Here is a 17,591-nt window from a genome sequence, read left to right as displayed (position 1 = left end):
ATCTTATCTGAACAAAATTGCCACTTCGAACAAGGAGAAATCTTCAGAAGAAACCAGGCAAACCTGCTCAGCAAACGGAGATTTCTCCTTCGAAATGACATAACTGGAAAATGATTTAGTTTAATAGCAAAACTGAAGCCGCTACAGGGTTTTTAAGTTTTCCGACAAATTGCAGACTCTCTATCGGATCTGCCAAATCCAGCATTTGTTTGTTGTTGCGCAATTGCAAACGGTTCAGACAGCAGGAATCAAATTCGGAATCAAATAAATTGTACTTTTTAAACTGTTCTTTCAGATGCGGATGCTCTTCCTGGTATTGCAGAATACAATCGGCAACAGCAGACCAGAAATCTTCTTCGGCAAGTGTTTTGCTTTCTGATAAAACAGCCGACAGAAAACGGAAATAAAACTGAAAAACATCATTGAATAAAAACAAGATTTTCAACGGTTCTTTTATATCAATATGAATACGTTTTACCTTTTCCGGCAACGGAATTTCTCCATTAAAAAGCATGACTTCCTCGGTAATATCTTTCATGATCGCTTTTACCGGAACATGATTTTCTAAAACCAGAATCAGGTTTTCGCCATGCGGCATAAAAACCATTTCGTGCTGATAAAAACAATGCAGCAAAGGCGAAAGATAAGCATCCAGATAACTTTTAATCCAGGATTTTGCACTTATTCCGGATTCTTTTATTAATTCGGAAACAAAAGAATTTCCGGACTGATCAACGTGCAGCAAAGCCGCCATAGTCATAATCTTCTGCCCTTTTGCTAATTTCGGAATTGGGCTTTCGCGCCACAAAGCCGCCAGCATTTTATTATGCGGAATACTTCGCCCTAAAGGTTCGTACAAAAAGTTACGATAGCCAATTGTGGCCACTTCTCCCAATAGCGTAAAACCTTTTTGTTGTAAGTAGGCATCATTTTCAACCAAATCTGCCACCCATTCGGTTATGGCCGGAGTGCTTTCCATATAATAAGGAGAAAGTCCGCGCATAAAACCCATATTGATAACAGAAAGTGCTGTTTTGGCATAAAATTTTTCCGGTGACGATAGATTAAAAAAAGTACGGATAGACTGCTGAGCCGAATATTCGTCTTCGCCATAACCCAGACAAACCAAATGGCCTTCGGCAATATCGGGAGCAAAAATCAGTGCCAGTTTATTGAACCATTGCCAAGGATGAACCGGGAAAAAGTAATAATCTTCAATGTGATATCCCTGAGACGTGATTACATTTTCAAAAAAAGCAATTGTTTCGGCAGATAATTCCTGTTGCAGTACTTTTTGATAATCCAGATTCTCAATTCCCGAAAAAGTAGCCTTGCTCCTGTGCCCGGCCAGCCATAACAATTGTATGGGCGCATTGGCTTCGGGCGAATAGGTAGCAAAATCATCAATATTAAAACCGTTTTTACCGCTGTTGGCTACAAAACAAGGATGCCCTTCGGTCATGGCGTGTTCTGTCTTTTGGTAATCCAGATCTAATAAATCTTTTGAAGAATATTTTTCATTCGAGATTTTATAGGCCGTACTGTACAAAGTGCTTGTAATTTCTTCCAGATAAGTCGGCAAAAGGCTTTCGCTTATTCCTAAAACCTCTTTAAATTCAATAATAAATTCCAGTAAACGCAATGGCGATGCCACATTATTTATCGTTTTTTGAATGGATTCAATGGCAACTGACCAATGATTTAAAGCTAAAACAGAGGCTTCAAAAGTATATTCTATCGTTTGGTCCGGAGAAAAAACACTATACGAATTGTCCTTGTTCTGAATGGGTAAAATCAGTAATTCATGGGCAAATTCGCTTAGTGTCTTTTTCAGCAATATGGCATTAGCCCTGTCCCAGTTTTCTTTGGTCAGGTGTTTTAAGTTTTGAGTTGGTGTTTTCATTTTCATAAATTAAACCGATTGTAATGCCTTGTAATAATCATTTCGCGTACAAAATTCCAAATGGGCTTTTTTGTGCGGTAAGTCCAGTACACGCTGAAAAACAAATCCGGCTCTTTTGTTCAGCAAATGAATTTTATGATTTCGTGCATCGGGCTCCACTACAATTCGCTTATTCGCAGCATCAGAAAAGATGAAATCCAGAATTACCGTAAAAATGGTCCAGGTAAAATTCGGAATTGCTTTTTCGGACGGTGCCACCAGAATATGCATGCCCTTATCGCCTTTTTCGGCTTCGTAATAATCGCCAACAATATCATTTTTCGGATCATAACATTCCAGTAAGAAAGCCACATTTCCGTTGAAAACCCCGATATAAACCTGCGCTTTTTCCTGAATCTTATAATACGTTTCCCTTACATCTTCTTCAGAAAATCCATTCATTTCCCAGTAAACGGCATAATCACGATTTACCCAGTTATGAATCAGGGCAATATCACTTTGCATATCGATCGGACGCAGCTCAAAAACACCTAAACCCGGAATCGTTTTTACAAAAACAACATCAGTTGCGACGTCATTTTCAGGATGAGTTATTATACTATTCATCTCTTAAGCTATTATTTTTTTATAAGGTGCAATCGGATTTTGCAATTTTCCCTGAAATTGCAACAACGCCACCGGATCATCAAGATCAATCATCGTTTTATTGTTGTTCAGCTGTAAACGGTTCAGGCAGGACAACTGAAACTCATTGGCAAACAAATCGTATTTCTCAAATTTTGCTTCCAGATGCGGGTTCGCTTCCTGATAATCAGAAATACATTCTGCGACCAATTCCCAAAAACGATCTTCATTATAATTATCACTTGAAACCAAAATCGCTGACATGAAACGGAAGAAACCATCAAAAACATCAATAAAAATCGACAGTAATTTTACGTCTTCCGGAACTTCAGCATAAATCCTTTCAATATTTTTAGGAATTACCACATCCGGGTTTAGAATAACCGCTTCTTCGGTAATGTCTTTCATAAAAGAGCGAACCGGAACATGGTTTTCCAAACCTAAAATAAGATTTTCGCCATGCGGCATAAAAACCAGATCATACTGGTAAAAACAATGCAATAACGGGCTCAGATAAACTTTGAAATATTCTGAAAGCCAGTTATCTATAGACAAAGGCGATGCTTTTATGATTTCAGACAATAAGGATTTCCCGTCTTTATCCAGATGTAAAAAAGCCGCCATCGTCATCAGCTGTTCGTCATTTTTCAGTTTGGCAACCGGGCTTTCCCTCCATAAGGAAGCGATCATTTTGTTGTACGGATTGTGTTTTCCGAAACTTTCAAAATACGGATTGATGTAACTTACCGAAGCCACTTCACCAAGCATTCCGAAACCAACTTCCTGCAGGTATTCGTCTTTGCTTAATAACTGATCCAGCCATTCGGCCATTTCCGGTGCAGTTCCCAGATAAAATACCGGCAAACCACGCATAAAGCCCATATTCAGGATGGAAAGTGATGTTTTGGTATAAAACTTTTTAGGATTACTCAGGTTGAATAATGTTCTTATCGATTGCTGCGCCTGATATAAATCGGGGCCGTAACCTACACAGATTAGTTTTTGTTTGGCAATTTCGGGTGAAAACAAATTGGCCAGCTTATTAAACCATTGCCACGGATGAACCGGAATAAAGAAATAATCGTCCGGATTCTGCCCTTTTTCTGAAATAGTGGCATTGAATTTTGCGATGGTTTCCGTACCTAATTCCTGCTGAATCAGCGTATCATAATCCAGTTTTTTGGTTCCGGCATATACCGTTCTGTCGCGGTGACCCGCCAGCCATAATATCCTGAACGGATTTCCGGTTTCGGGTGCATACGCTTTGTAGTCCATACTGTTATAGCCAATTCTTCCGTTGTTGGCCACAAAACCGGGATGCCCTTCCATCATGGCCTGTTCAATAGTCTGAAAATCAGAATTGGCAAGGGATTTTGAAGTGGAATTTTCTTTTAATAATTTATAACAGCTTCCGTGAAGCGTACTGATAATTTCTTCGATATAAGACGGAAGAAGCTGTTCTGAAATTCCAAGGCTTGTTTTGAATTCCTGAATAAAATCAACAGCATCTAAAGCTTCCGGCTGTTCATTTTTATATTTTTGAATAGAATCTGCTTCGATATTAAGATGATTCATCGCCAGTAATTGTCCTTTGAAAATATACTTTACCGACTTATCGTCTGAAAACAATGAATATTGGTTTTCGTTTTGAAGATCCTGTTCTGCAACCGGTTCGATCAAAAGTTCGTGCGAAAACTCACAGATTGCTTTTTTTACCAATAAACGATTGGCTTTTTCCCATACTTCCGGCTGGATGTGCGTAATCGCCTGTTCCGGAAATTCAATTTGATTTTCGCTCATTTCACTTGTATTGAGGTTTACTGAATCTGTTTTTTTAATGAATTGCTCTCTCGTGCAAAATGCAAGCAAAGCTGTTTTGTGCGGTAAATGAACCACGTCGGCATCTTCAAAACCAACACGATGGCAAATGCCAAACATTTTTTTGTTTCGGATATCCGGTTCTACAACAATTCGCTGAATTCTGAGATCACTGAAAACAAATTTCATGATGGCCGAAAAAATATGCCAGGTAAACTGATGAACCTGTTTTGCAGATGGCGCCACAATGACGTGCATCCCGCAATCGTAATCCTGAACGGTATAATAATTTCCGATTATATCGTGTTTTGGATTATAACGTTCCAGTAAAAAAGAAACATCACCGTTTACCAGTCCGATAAAAACATCTGAATCTTTGGTTATTTTTTCATATTCCGAACGCACCTCTTCGAGATTTTTTCCCTGCATTCCCCAATATTGCGCATAATCACGATTGACCCAGTCATGAATGATTTCAGCATCATTATCCAGTTGCAGCGGACGGAAATCTATAGTCCCGAAATCCGGAATTGTGGTAGAATAAATAGAATTATAGGTATTCATTTTTTTACTATTTAAATTAATTCAGAGCAATTTTTCGGGCTTTCTTTGTACGCAATTGCTTTTTAAGTTCATTATAAGCAAGCTGTACAGAGATACTAAGTGCAATAACGGCAGGAAACAGAACCAAAACCGTCAATTGAGTCTGATTCCAGAATCCAATCACATACATTCCCCAGTTGATCAAAACCCACTGAATCACGTATAAACTTGTCACATGTTTACTGCAGAAAATCAATAAATTAAAAACACTGTTATCTTCTTTAAACAGCTGAACCACAATATTAATCAGCCAATACAGCACCAGATTGGCACCAAGAAGTAAAATACTTCCGCCCGGGCCTAAATGGTAATAATCTCCAAAATGATATTCCGGATTAGAGAAATTTAAAAGACTTCCTGAAATCATAAAACCAATTCCGACGAATAACATTCGTTTGAAAAACAATTCCTGATTTTCATTCAGTTCCTTATACCATCTTCCCAAAAACATTCCGATCAGGATAAAAGCGCTCCACGGGAAAACCGGGAAATACACATTAAACTGGTTGCTGAACAGCAAATCACAGATATAATCCAATCCTGTAATCCCGATTCTGAAACCGCTTAATTCCTTAGAAACTGCAATTATGAATAATGCAGCCGCAAGAGGTACATATTTGCTTTTGCTAAAATGATTGATCAATCCCATTATAAACAGCGTAACTCCTGCGAGCTGCAAAATATCTCCTAAAAGCAAAAAGAAAATTCCTGTTTCTAAAGTGCCCGATTTTAAGCCATAAGCCGAAACAAAAGCTTCCGGAAGCCCTCCAAAAATAAATTCCGGGACAAGGAATTTCAAAAAATTCATCCCGTAACCAATCGCCAGAATGTATAACGCTCTTTTGCAGACGGCGGTAAAACTCTGTCTTCTCGACAAAACAAACGAAATTCCCATACTTACCAGAAACATGGTTGTTCCGCGTCCCAGCCATAAAGTGATTTCGCCCAAAATGGTATTGGTTTGTGTCGGAATTGTCCCGTATATCAGCATAGTGTGAATCATCATCATCAAAATCACACTCATACCTCTGGCAATATCGATTGCCAGAACTCTCTTTTTTTGTTGTACTGTTTCCATAATTATGCGATAGTTTCAAATACCGGAGATTCAATAACTTCAGCTGCCGGAACACCAAATTCCTGAAATGCAATTTTGGTTTCTATGGCATAATGTTCGATTCCGGTAATTTCTTTGATTATGTATGAATTTCTGTAACACGCCATTCCTAAATCCGGCGTGACGAATCCGTGTGTGTGCAATTCAGCGTTTTGCACAAAAACCTCATTGGCATTAGCATCAATTGTATAATTTCTGTTGGCTGCAAAACGGCCTTTTTCGTCCCACTGAATCCGGTTGGCAATTCCTTCCAGAAAACGTGGCATTTTGTAACCATAACCTGTTGCCAGAACAAGTGCAGAGGTTTTATGACGGTATCTTTTATCCTGTTCAACCTGATGTAATTCTAACTCGAATGTTTCGTTATTTTCGTCAAAAGAAGCTTTTGTACAGGCGGCATTCGTTCTTAAATTAACATCAATTTCAGTAATGACTTTTTTATTGTAAATAGTATCAAAAATGGTTGCAATCAGGTCTTTGTTGATTCCTTTGTACAATAATTTCTGATTTTTAAGCAAATGATCTCTTTTGTCCGAAGGAAGATTGTAGAAATAATCAACATATTCCGGAGAGGTCATTTCGAGCGTTAACTTGCTGTAATCCATCGGGAAAAACCTTGATGATCTCGTGATCCAGTTCAGCTGGTAGCCGTAAACATCAATTTCCTGTAACAGATCATTAAAAACTTCAGCTGCACTTTGTCCGCTTCCTAAAACCGTAATTGATTTTTGCTTTTGAAGGGAAGCTTTGTTCTGGATATAAGCCGAAGAATGAATTGCTTTTCCGTGCAAAGACTGACAGGATTTCGGAATATGCGGTGCTGTTCCGGTTCCCAGAACGATTTTTTTGGTCTGATATACAGTGGTAATTCCTGTTTTTACAGAAAGTGTATTTACCAGGTATATCTTTTGATTTTCATCATATTCAATCGCGGTAACTTCTATATTAAAAAACACATTAGGAAGTTTTCTGATCGCCCACTGGCAATACTGATTGTATTCGTTTCTTAGTAAAAGAAAGTTCTCACGAATGTAAAAAGAGTACATTTTTCCCTGTTCTTTGATGTAATTCAGAAAACTGAAAGGACTCGTCGGATCTGCCAGTGTAACCAGATCAGCCATAAACGGAATTTGTAAAGTCGTATCCTGCAATAACATTCCCGGGTGCCAGTTAAACGATTCATTTTTATCAAAAAACAAACCGTCAAGATTCTCAATTGGGGCTGTCAGACAGGCAAGGCCTAAATTAAAAGGTCCTACTCCAACTGCTATAAAGTCGTATATTTTATGTTGCATGGTAACTGAATTAATTTTTTAATGAATATTCCTGTCCGTGATGTACGATCAGGTCAATGACTTCCTGAATGTCATTAGGAGTCGTAAGCGGGTTTAGCAAAGTGAATTTCAGGAAAACCTCATTGTAGACCTTTGTGCTGGTAATGATTGCTTTACCTTCATTGAAAATCGCCTTACGGATATACGAATTCAAAGCACAAAACGAAGCTCCGTTTTCTTTGAATGGCGTGTAACGAAACACAATGGCGCTAATTTCAGGATTATGGATGATTTCGAAATCTTCCCTGTTTTGAAGCAATTCTGCGGTAAACTGGGCGTTGTCCATCGCTTTTTCCATATAAGAACTTAAACCTTCGGTACCAATCATTCGCAGTGTAAACCACAATTTTAAAGCATCAAAACGGCGTGTCGTCTGGATTGATTTTTTGACCATGTTTGGAATCCCTTCGTCTTCCTGTTCTTTGGAATTCAGGTAATCGGCGTGGTATTTTATATAATCGATAAACGATTTGTCACGCATAAAGAATCCGCTTGAACTTACCGGCTGGTAAAATGTTTTATGATAATCGATGGTAACCGAATCAGACAATTCGATTCCGTCCAGTTTGTATTTATGCGCATTGCTGATTAACAATCCGCCGCCATAGGCCGCATCAACATGAAACCACAACTCATTATCGTACGCGATCGTAGCAATTTCCGATAGCGGATCAATAGAACCAAAATCGGTTGTTCCTGCAGTTCCCACCACAGCAATCGGAATATTTCCTAAGTCTTTTTGCTGCTGAATTACCTTTTTCAGGGCATTGGTATTCATCTTAAAGTTAGCGTCAACAGCAACCGGAACCACAGCATTTTGCCCTAATCCCAGTAAACTTAAGTTTTTCTTTAAGCTAAAATGGCTTACCTCAGAACATAAAACCCTGAATTTAGAAGCTTCAGGCGGAAGCCCGTCCATTTTTGGATCAATTCCGTAGTGTTTTTTGATATAATGATCCCTTGCCAAAAGCAGTCCCATCATGTTTGATTGTGTCCCGCCGCTGGTAAAAATTCCGTCAGCGTTTTTAGGATAGCCCAGTTTTTCAATTGTCCAATCGACCAGTTTTAATTCTATAAAAGTGGCGCCGGTACTTTGGTCGTAGGTATCCATCGAAGAATTTAAGGACGAAACAAAAGCTTCGGCCACCAGTGTTGGCGTTAAAATCGGGCAATTAAGATGTGCGATGTATTTTGGATCATGAAAATGGATACAGTCGTTTAGGTAAATATCCTTTAGTTCGTCTAAAACGTAGTCCAGGCTTTTTCCTTCCGTATTATTTTCGAGATGGATAGTATCAATCCTGTTTTTGATTGATGAAATTGTAGCTCCGGTAAACGGAGTATTTCTTTCTTTTAAGTGGTTACCAATTGTCCTGATAGCCTTTTTCATGCTTTTGGTATAAATCCCAATCGATTTTTTGTTATTGGAGAAAACATGTTTATTATGCTTTCCCTTAACTACCCTTTCCTGCAGTATTGATTCTAGGTTTTCCTGTGCTTCCATTTGTTCTTTTTTATTTAGATTGATTCTAAAGAATATTTTTTGACAAATGTAGAGGCGATCAAAAATGTAATCAATACCACAAAAAAGCGAAAATTATTTCTACAAAAGAGGTAGATAAAATACCTCACCTATAGTAGGAAATAATCTCTGAAATGATTTTATATTATACGAAAATTACCTTATTTTATTTTCTAAAGCATACAAAATCAGTTCAGAAGTGGTATGTCTGCCCGTCTTTTTCATAATATTTTTTCTGTGGGTACGAAAAGTATGAATGCTGATAAAAAGCTGTGATGCTATTTTTTTTCCGTCATTACCTTTTGCGATTTGTTTCAGAATTTCGAACTCACGCAAAGTAAGTTTTTCATCACTTTCCTGTTTTGGAAGTACAAAAGAGTCAATAAGAGCATTTAAAGTTTTGGGACATAAATAGCGCTCGCCATGTTCGATTTTGTACAAAGCGTCATAAATGGTTTGTTCTTCGCAGTCTTTTGAAATAAAGCCGTTTATATTATCTTTCAGAAAGCTGTCGATGGTTTGTTTATTTTTAAAATAAGATAAGATGATGATTTTACATTTGGGATAATCTGCTTTCAGGATTTTCAGATCATCATCATAAAAAAGAAAGATATTATTTGGGTCAATGATCAGACATTCAACGATACCGGAGTTTAAGCATCTAAATAATTCTTCTCTTGAGTTTACAATTTTTAAATTGGGAGATTTTACGAGCTTTTTGAGTGTGTATTTCAGCCCAATTATATGTAGGTTTTCAGAATCTGCAATAAGGAAATTTTTCATTGTTATTTAGATTTGGTCTAAACAAAAATAGATATAAATCAGTTAATTAAGCAAACTAAACATTAAAAAATAGTTTTTTTCTTATATTGAATTCATCTTTTATGTTAATAACAAGAAAATACATTATAAATATTTTGGTTCCAAAAATAAAAAAACGCCCCGGTTATCGGGACGTTTTTTGAAACATTTGGAATGTTGTTCGTTACAGTTAATTATGCTTTGGGCTTTCTTTTTACTGTACAGCCAATTTCTTTTGTTTCCGTAATGGCTGGTTTTTTATTACTCAATAAAGAAGCTATAACATCTTCAACATATTTTGTTTTTTCCGTCTTCGTTCCTTCCGGGTCATTATCAATTGCTCCGGTATATTCTACAACGGTTCCCTTTTCTGTTTTGGAAACCACAAAAAGATGCGGTGTATGTTTGGCTCCGTACTGGTCTGTAACTACTTGCCCCTGATCAAATAAATAAGGGAAAGAATATTTTTTCGCTTTTGCCAGATCCTGCATTTTATCAAAAGTATCTGCTTTTGAAGCTTCAGGATCATTTGGATTGATGGCAATTACCGGATAACCCTGTGATTTGAACTTTTTATCCAGATCTAAAATCCTTTGCTCGTAAGCTATTGCGTACGGACAGGTGTTGCAGGTAAAAACCACAATAAATCCTTTTGCTTTCGGGTAACTTTCAAAAGAAATCTCTTTGTTATCTACATTTTTCAGTTTAAAATCAGGTGCAGTTTCTCCGGCTTTTAGTGTTTTGCTTTGTGCCTGAGAAAGAATAGCTGTAAAAACCAGCACAAGGGTGATGTACTTTTTCATGATTTATAATTTTTTATATTCAGTTACTAATTGTTCGTAAGTAAATTCGTTTTCGGCAAATTTACGTTTGTCGTTTTTAATAAAAAGCGTTGCCGGAATACTTCCTGACCAGGACGGATCTATACGGTCTATATATTCCTGCGGATTGCTTTCATTTAAAAGAAAAACCTGATTTTTAAGGTTCTTTCTTTTAACGAATGGCACAACCCCGGAAGTTAGTTTTGATTTAAAATCAACACTGATTAATAATACTGCCAGTTTATCTGATTTGTTTTCCTGTCCCAGTTTCTCAAAATGAGGCAATTCCTTGATGCAGGGAGCGCACCAGGTTGCCCAAAAATTAACGACATACGTACTGTCTTTTCCGTTTTTTATTCTTTCCTGAAGCTGATCGACTGTAATTAGTTTTACGTTTTGTCCGTAAGACATCACCGATACCGTCAAAAGAAGAACATAAAGTATAAAAGTTCTGATTTTCATTTTACTAAGTATTGCTTCTTACAAATATAAACTAATGAATCGCAACCAGAAAAATTTTATTTACTGAATCTGCTAAGGCTGGACTATTTTCAATAATCAAAACTGGATTATTATTGCAACCCTGATAATTTCTACTCTTGTTCGCTGATAAAAAGGATTAATTCACAACTGAAACAATCTTTTACAAAAGGAATCTGAAATAAGAATATTGCGGAATAAACTCTAATTTTGCACCAAATAAAACATAAAAATGAATCTGTACGAACTTACCGTAACTGATACCGAAAAAATTGCTTTAAACGATTTGTTTTTTAGTAATGAAAACAAAGCTGCTTTAACCCAAACCATAAAAGAACACCAATATCTTGAGGAATTAAAAAAATACAATCTTAAGGTTGACAACAAAATCCTGCTGCACGGTCACTCGGGCTGTGGTAAAACTACAACGGCAAAAGCTATTGCTACAGCTTTAAACAAAAACATTGTGATTATCAACCTGAGCACGTTAATCAATGCAAAGATTGGTGAAACATCCAAAAATGTAAAAGCGATATTTGACAAAGCAATTCGGGAGAAATCGGTTTTATTTTTGGATGAGTTTGACCAGATAGGAAAAAGCCGTGACAGCGATGATAAAGATGTGGGCGAAATGCGACGTCTGGTAAATACGATTATCCAGCTAATTGATTATTTACCGGCTGACAGCCTGCTGATTTGCGCTACGAATCATTATCACGCAATTGACACCGCATTATTGAGGAGATTTCAGTTAAGATTACAATTTGAAATGCCGGATGAAGATCAGCTGGATGTTTATTATGACCAGTTATTGGAGGCTTTTCCACTTCATTTACAGGATATTCCGAGAAAATATAATATCTCGTATGCTGAGGCCAAAGATTATATTCATACCCTGATGAAAAAACAGATTATTGCAGAATTAGAATTTGAAAAGAATACAAAACAGGGTTTAGAATAATCGTTTCTAAACCCTGTTTTTTTATCTTCTTCCTCTGAAACCTCTGACGCCTGTGGCTCCGCCACCGAGTCGGCTACCACTATTTCTCTGGAAATTTTGGAAATTTCGTGCCTGCGTCTCCCCTCTCTGACGCGAAAAATCAGAATGGTTCAGTCCGTCAATTGTGCTGGAACGACCGGCTTCTCCAAGTGGTTTATCTGGTGAACCGAGTACTCTGTCCGGTTTTTGCAAATTCAGATTATTGTCCCGCTGAATTTTATCTCCTGAAGGCTGAATCCTTTCGCCTGAATTTTTAGACGATCCCAAAGTTCCCGCCTGCGTCCAGCCGCCATTGCCGTTGTTATAATGGCTCCAGTTTCCGTTACTGTCCTTTTTGTACACATGCCCGTCATGTCCGGCGTACAGGTTGTTATTGGTATGAATTGTTGTTCCGCCGCCTCTGTGATGTACTATAACGCCTTCCTTGCCGCCTGAAGTCTTATACCCCATTACAGTTCCGCGTCTCGTTGTTACATGTCCGCTTTCTACCCAGTCATGACCGTTTGATGCAGCAGAATGCCCCCATTGCGCATAGGCATTGTGAGATTGAACTGTTCTTCCGTAATTTCCTGTCCACGGATTATAAGAACTGGCAACGGTGCGTCCGCCATACCAGCCCTGTACACTTGCCGAACGTCCATATCGTCCTGTTGCCGGATTGTACCAGGCAGATGTTCCGGCAGCTCCGTAAGGGCCGTAAACCGCTCTTCCGGCTGCCCAGCCTCCCGTCCACGGGTTATACACCGCTCCAATACCATAGGTACAAGGCCACGGACGGTAAATTGGATACATGGGTCCATAATACATATAGGGCGGATAATAAAACCCTGTTCCGTACGTGAGGACAGAACCTATAATAGCTCCGACAACAAAAGCTCCGAAATAACCTGCCGTTGTACTGCTTTCGACCGTTGTATCAGTCACATTGGTTTGGGTAACGTACGTCACATTATAAACAGGCGAGCTTGGCGGAATGCTATAAATTTCTTTTGGAACTGAATTTGTAACCTTCCAGGGTCCATTTGGCTGAGTAGACATAAACCAGACTGCCTGAAAGCACAAATAATACATATCGCCTACCTTTATCACTTTTTCCTGAGTATTGCTCGCATATTGCATAGAAGTGCCTTCTATGGGCTTAAATTGAGGTTCACCGTCATAATTTACTTTAGCTTTGGCTTCAGCATCCGCTTTTTTTACAATGGCAGTTGTCGGAACCTGAGATAACATTACGGCATCTGAAGCTTCAATTGTACCGGGCACGGATGAAAGTACACTGGCACGTGGCGAATCTTTGGGTATTTTTGCAAAATCTGACGGAAGATTATTGGTAGAATAACTCCATGGTCCTGTCAGTTCTTTGGCCTTAAACCATCTGCCGGATAATAAAACATAGTACTGTCCGTCTTTTTGATCCGCAAAAATGTCATTTTCTGTGTTTTCAATATACATTAGCTGTGTGCCGGGGATTTTTACAAATTTAGGTGTGCCGTCTACCGAAATCAGTTCAGCCGGTTTATTGCTAAAGAAAACCTGCAATTCTGTTTTCACAGATGGCGGCGGAATCATTTTTTTGACTTCATCAAAATTCTGGCCTGAAGGTAAATTGTTCAAAGCCTTTGGCAAGCTGCTTGTTTTTGTCCATTTTCCGTCTAAAACTTTGGAAGTCAGCCATACATTTTCAACCAGTAAATAGTAATTTTTGGAGGGTTTATCAAAAAACAAATCCCAATTGGTATTGACTACATAACTTATATCTGTTTTTTCTACCGGAACCAAAACAGGTTCTCCCTGCACAATAAGCAACACAGATGGGTCTGAGCTGTAAAATATGGGTGGAGGATCATTTTTGACCGCAACACCTGTTGCCGGTACACTGTTTTTTTCCATATCAGCCATTACACGGTCCAAAGAAATGGGGTCACCTCCTTTTGGAAATAATTCTTTTAGCAATTGCTCCATTTTAGGTACCCGTTTTTCATCAAGAGCCGGAAACCGGACATCGGTTATTGCAATATTTTTAAAAAATACATTTCTCGAATCTTTGTCTACCAGCGTTTCTGATTGTAAAGAAGCTACGCCCAGAACCTCTTTTTCGCCTTTTGGGGTAAGGGAAAACGCAACACGTGCGGTCAGTTCTTTAAAATCTTTCCACTGATCAATCTGAGGCTGATAGTATACCAGTTTTGATCCGTTGACTGTAACCTCCCTTGGCCAGCCAATGTCTGTTGTTGCCACAGAATCAACGGAAGGTTTTACATTTTCAGCTAATTTTTCATCTTTGTTCTTTTGGCACGAAAAAGAGATTAAAACAGTACTAATAAGAAGTATTTCAAGTGTCTTTTTTATAACTTTAGTACAATTCATAACTTTGATTTTAAGGAGTAAAACTTTAATTCTTCATGATTTATATGTTGGCTATTTATTCCGGATCAGGTAAATCAGGATTTCTTCTTCCAGTTCTTTTGACAGGTTTTCAAATTCTAATTTATTCCTGAAGTTTTTTTCAAACTTTTTCTTGTATTTTTCGGTCTTTATACGACTATTGCAATATTCATTACAGATCGATTTAAATTGATCATCAACCAAATACAAAATCTTAAGAGATTCGATATACTCTGCAAATTTTGCATTGTATAATTCACTGGGAAGAGACATATTTTTTGGTTTTATAGATTAGTAAATCAATAAACAACTATAAAAAGCCTTTGCCTGTTGATTAGTAACAGACCTGTTTTAGCTGTCTTTTCCACAACTTATTGTCATGATTTAAAAACATCTCATGCTATAGATTTATACCCGAATAGGCTTAATTTATTGGTTATGACTAAATTACCAATAACTAACATACAATATCAAGCAAACATGTTTCATTCTATAAAATGAAACATGAATATGATTTATGCTATAATTTGAAACATTCGTAAAGCCTGTAAAACCGTTTCTTCAACTAATTTAAATCTCCGGCTAAAAAATATTTTTTAAATTCACGTAACAAATTTTCAATTTGATGTCCTATTAAAAACCTGGCAGACAATACCATAATTCCTAAAAAATGACAACAGACATCATCGAATTAAATGACTTTATTGTTTTAATCGAGCAATCAAATGCCTCGGAAACATTCATTCAGAAATGCGAAATCGACGGGGATGCTGTTGGATTTGCCTTTTATGGTTCGGGCAATGTCGAACTCGAAATAAAACACAATCAACAAACCAAATACTTAACAAACACAACCGGTCTGGCCATTTGCTTTTTTGGAAACCAGAAGGTAGAATTTGCCCACAAAATCGAGCCTGATAAGCCTCTGCAGTCGATTAGTATTTTTACCAAACTAAAAAATCTGCCTTTATTACCACAGGCAGAGAAAGAGATTTTTGAAAAATACCTGCCCGAATTATTAAATCCGCAGGAGCATTTTGTAAAAGGCCCATCGTTTTATATGACACTCGAAATGCAGTTGGCGGTTCAGAAAATATTCCATACCACCTATACTGAAAATACACGTTTATTGTTTTTAAAAAGTCAGGTCAATGAACTTCTGTCGCATTTTTTTGCCTTATTGTCAACAGATCAGAAAATCGATTTTTCTGAAAAAGACAGGGACAAAATTTTTCAGGCCAGGGAAATTGTTACGCACAACTACTCACAGCCGCCATCGATTACCCAACTTTCAAAGATGGTGGGACTTAACAGCAATAAACTAAAAAAGAATTTCAAGGAGTTATTTGGTATTCCGGTTTTTAAATATGTACAGGAAGAACGTCTGAACAAAGCGTATGAACTATTGCAAAACAGTGACAAAACTGTACAGGAAGCGGCCTGGGAAGTGGGTTACGAAAGCCTTAGTTCGTTCTCGAATGCCTTCTATAAAAAATTTGCCACGCGACCAAATGACGTCAGGCAAAAATGCTTTTCAAACAAATCATAATTCTTTTGCAACAAATGGTTTAATCAGGAACTAAACACCTTTGTATCAGTATTCATTTAAAAAATATTGATATGAGCAAAAAGAAAATTTTAGTACTTGGTGCTAACGGAAAAACAGGAAAAAGAGTTGCGGAACGTTTACAGCAAAGAAATGATATCGAAATCGTAATGGGTTCACGCACTGCAGAACCGGCTTTTGACTGGGAAAATCCCGAAACCTGGCCGGCAGTTCTTAACGGAGCAGATACGGTTTATATTACTTTTCAGCCCGATCTGGCCGTTCCTGCAGCAATAGAAATCATTCAGAAATTTACATTTCTGGCCACCAGGCTTGGGGTTCAGAAAATGGTATTATTATCCGGAAGAGGCGAAAAAGAAGCGCAGGTTTGCGAAGAAATTGTAAAAGCTTCCGCTAAAAACTGGACGATTGTAAGGGCGAGCTGGTTCAATCAGAATTTTAGCGAAAGCTTCTTTTTAGATCCCATTTTAGCCGGTTTTGTAGCTTTACCAAGAGCAGAAGCCCTGGAGCCTTTTACAGATGCAGATGATATTGCAGATGTTGTTGCAGAGTGCCTTTTAAACGACAAACACAACGGTCAGACATACGAACTTACCGGGCCGGAATTACTTACCTTTCCAGAGGCTGTTTCGATTATTGCCAAAGCAGCGGACAGGGAGATCCAATTTCAGGCTTTGACTCTGGAAGAATACATCCAAATGTTACGGGAATATCAGGTTCCGGAGGATCATATCTGGTTGGTAAATTACCTTTTTGAACAGGTTCTGGATGGAAGAAATTCGGGCATTACGCATGATATTGAAAAAGTAACCGGCCGCAAACCGACCAATTTTGCCACTTACGCAAAAGAAACAGCAAAAAGCGGAATCTGGAACACCGTTAATGTTTAAAATCCAAAGCTATGAAGTGTATCAAAATTCTGCTTCCCGGCATTTTTGTCTGGCTTTGTGTTAGTGCTTCTTTCTATGTTTCAGGCTTAATTCCAATATTAAAAAACAACTTTAACACACAGGCCTTAATAGTTCTGATAATGATAATTTTATATTCTATAACAGGAGCTTATTTTTATTATAAAAACGGTTCAAAAATCAACGGATTGATTCTGGGAATCGTAATGTCACTTACCGCCCTGGTTTTAGACGTTTTCATTACAGTTCCGTATGTTGAAATACCGAACGGTAGGAGTTATAAAAGCTTTTTTTCGAGTTCGGTTCTTTGGATTTTAGTAAGTGTAAATATAATCACCGTTTATACTTTTTGGAAGATTAAAATTAAGCCAAAAAATTAAATCCAATCCTATTTTTTCATTTTCACGCAACAAAAAATCCAATTTTCAGCAATTGGATTTTTTTATTTTTACGCATAAATCATTTATTTAAATTAAATATTACAAAATACTGGTTTACAATATACTTAAATCAATTCCTACAAATTTGTTTTTTAGCTTTTTTAACTTACAAAAACCAAAAAAAATGGGTTTTTATTTTATAAGCCCTTCACAAAACAGCATTTCAAAATTTCATTCATATTATATTTTAAAACTTATAAAATCACATCGGATGTTCCCTAAAAAAAATTACATTTGAAGACCCTAATTCATTATTTACATTATGATT

At 37.5% G+C, this 17,591-nt stretch carries 15 protein-coding genes; 4 read left to right on the top strand and 11 right to left on the bottom strand.

Annotated features, from left to right (window positions below; all coding sequences use genetic code 11):
* Nucleotides 1-115: 115 nt before the first annotated feature.
* The 9 genes from DCO46_RS06105 to DCO46_RS06070 form a co-directional block, all read right to left on the bottom strand.
* On the bottom strand, nt 116-1,903 hold the full coding sequence (locus DCO46_RS06105; RefSeq protein WP_243416262.1) for an IucA/IucC family protein: 1,788 nt from the start codon (nt 1,901-1,903) through the stop codon (nt 116-118).
* A gap of 9 nt (nt 1,904-1,912) precedes the next feature.
* The gene (locus DCO46_RS22630) at nt 1,913-2,509 is read right to left on the bottom strand and encodes a GNAT family N-acetyltransferase (protein ID WP_165828851.1); all 597 of its coding nucleotides are present in this window, start codon (nt 2,507-2,509) and stop codon (nt 1,913-1,915) included.
* A 3-nt stretch (nt 2,510-2,512) separates the two neighbouring features.
* Nucleotides 2,513-4,909 carry a GNAT family N-acetyltransferase gene (locus DCO46_RS06100; RefSeq protein ID WP_116751680.1) on the bottom strand — a complete coding sequence of 799 codons (2,397 nt, stop codon included), beginning with the start codon at nt 4,907-4,909 and terminating at the stop codon, nt 2,513-2,515.
* A 16-nt stretch (nt 4,910-4,925) separates the two neighbouring features.
* Nucleotides 4,926-6,026, bottom strand: a complete 1,101-nt coding sequence (locus DCO46_RS06095) for a heparan-alpha-glucosaminide N-acetyltransferase domain-containing protein (protein ID WP_116751679.1) — start codon at nt 6,024-6,026, stop codon at nt 4,926-4,928.
* Between the two features lie 2 nt (nt 6,027-6,028).
* Nucleotides 6,029-7,360, bottom strand: coding sequence for a lysine N(6)-hydroxylase/L-ornithine N(5)-oxygenase family protein (locus DCO46_RS06090; RefSeq protein ID WP_116751678.1), 1,332 nt, complete (start codon nt 7,358-7,360; stop codon nt 6,029-6,031).
* Between the two features lie 10 nt (nt 7,361-7,370).
* Nucleotides 7,371-8,903 carry a pyridoxal phosphate-dependent decarboxylase family protein gene (locus DCO46_RS06085; protein ID WP_116751677.1) on the bottom strand — a complete coding sequence of 511 codons (1,533 nt, stop codon included), beginning with the start codon at nt 8,901-8,903 and terminating at the stop codon, nt 7,371-7,373.
* A gap of 174 nt (nt 8,904-9,077) precedes the next feature.
* Nucleotides 9,078-9,704 (bottom strand): LuxR C-terminal-related transcriptional regulator, encoded by a 627-nt coding sequence (locus DCO46_RS06080; RefSeq protein ID WP_116751676.1) that lies wholly within the window; start codon nt 9,702-9,704, stop codon nt 9,078-9,080.
* 212 nt (nt 9,705-9,916) lie between these two features.
* Nucleotides 9,917-10,525 (bottom strand): thioredoxin family protein, encoded by a 609-nt coding sequence (locus DCO46_RS06075; RefSeq protein ID WP_116751675.1) that lies wholly within the window; start codon nt 10,523-10,525, stop codon nt 9,917-9,919.
* Nucleotides 10,526-10,528: 3 nt separating this feature from the next.
* Entirely contained in the window at nt 10,529-11,005 is a 477-nt protein-coding gene (locus DCO46_RS06070) for a TlpA family protein disulfide reductase (RefSeq protein WP_116751674.1), read from the bottom strand.
* Between the two features lie 250 nt (nt 11,006-11,255).
* Here DCO46_RS06070 and DCO46_RS06065 point away from each other — a divergent pair, with 250 nt between their 5' ends.
* The gene (locus tag DCO46_RS06065) at nt 11,256-11,984 is read left to right on the top strand and encodes an AAA family ATPase (RefSeq protein ID WP_116751673.1); all 729 of its coding nucleotides are present in this window, start codon (nt 11,256-11,258) and stop codon (nt 11,982-11,984) included.
* Nucleotides 11,985-12,005: 21 nt separating this feature from the next.
* Here the strand turns inward: DCO46_RS06065 and DCO46_RS06060 are convergent, their stop codons facing one another.
* Nucleotides 12,006-14,390, bottom strand: a complete 2,385-nt coding sequence (locus DCO46_RS06060; protein ID WP_116751672.1) for a hypothetical protein — start codon at nt 14,388-14,390, stop codon at nt 12,006-12,008.
* A gap of 51 nt (nt 14,391-14,441) precedes the next feature.
* Nucleotides 14,442-14,681, bottom strand: coding sequence for a hypothetical protein (locus DCO46_RS06055; protein WP_116751671.1), 240 nt, complete (start codon nt 14,679-14,681; stop codon nt 14,442-14,444).
* Nucleotides 14,682-15,078: 397 nt separating this feature from the next.
* Between DCO46_RS06055 and DCO46_RS06050 the strand changes: the two genes are divergently transcribed.
* The 3 genes from DCO46_RS06050 to DCO46_RS06040 all read left to right on the top strand — a co-directional run bounded on the left by DCO46_RS06050 (nt 15,079) and on the right by DCO46_RS06040 (nt 17,263).
* Entirely contained in the window at nt 15,079-15,957 is an 879-nt protein-coding gene (locus DCO46_RS06050) for a helix-turn-helix domain-containing protein (protein ID WP_116751670.1), read from the top strand.
* Between the two features lie 71 nt (nt 15,958-16,028).
* Complete coding sequence (locus DCO46_RS06045; RefSeq protein ID WP_116751669.1) at nt 16,029-16,865, top strand: NAD(P)H-binding protein; 837 nt, start codon at nt 16,029-16,031, stop codon at nt 16,863-16,865.
* An 11-nt stretch (nt 16,866-16,876) separates the two neighbouring features.
* Nucleotides 16,877-17,263, top strand: a complete 387-nt coding sequence (locus DCO46_RS06040) for a DUF5367 family protein (protein WP_116751668.1) — start codon at nt 16,877-16,879, stop codon at nt 17,261-17,263.
* Nucleotides 17,264-17,591: the final 328 nt, after the last annotated feature.

The sequence above is a fragment of the Flavobacterium sp. HTF genome (assembly GCF_003105115.1).
Classification (GTDB): Bacteria; Bacteroidota; Bacteroidia; order Flavobacteriales; family Flavobacteriaceae; genus Flavobacterium.
Note: the sequence above shows the minus strand (reverse complement) of the source record. Positions and strands in the feature narration are given on the sequence as shown.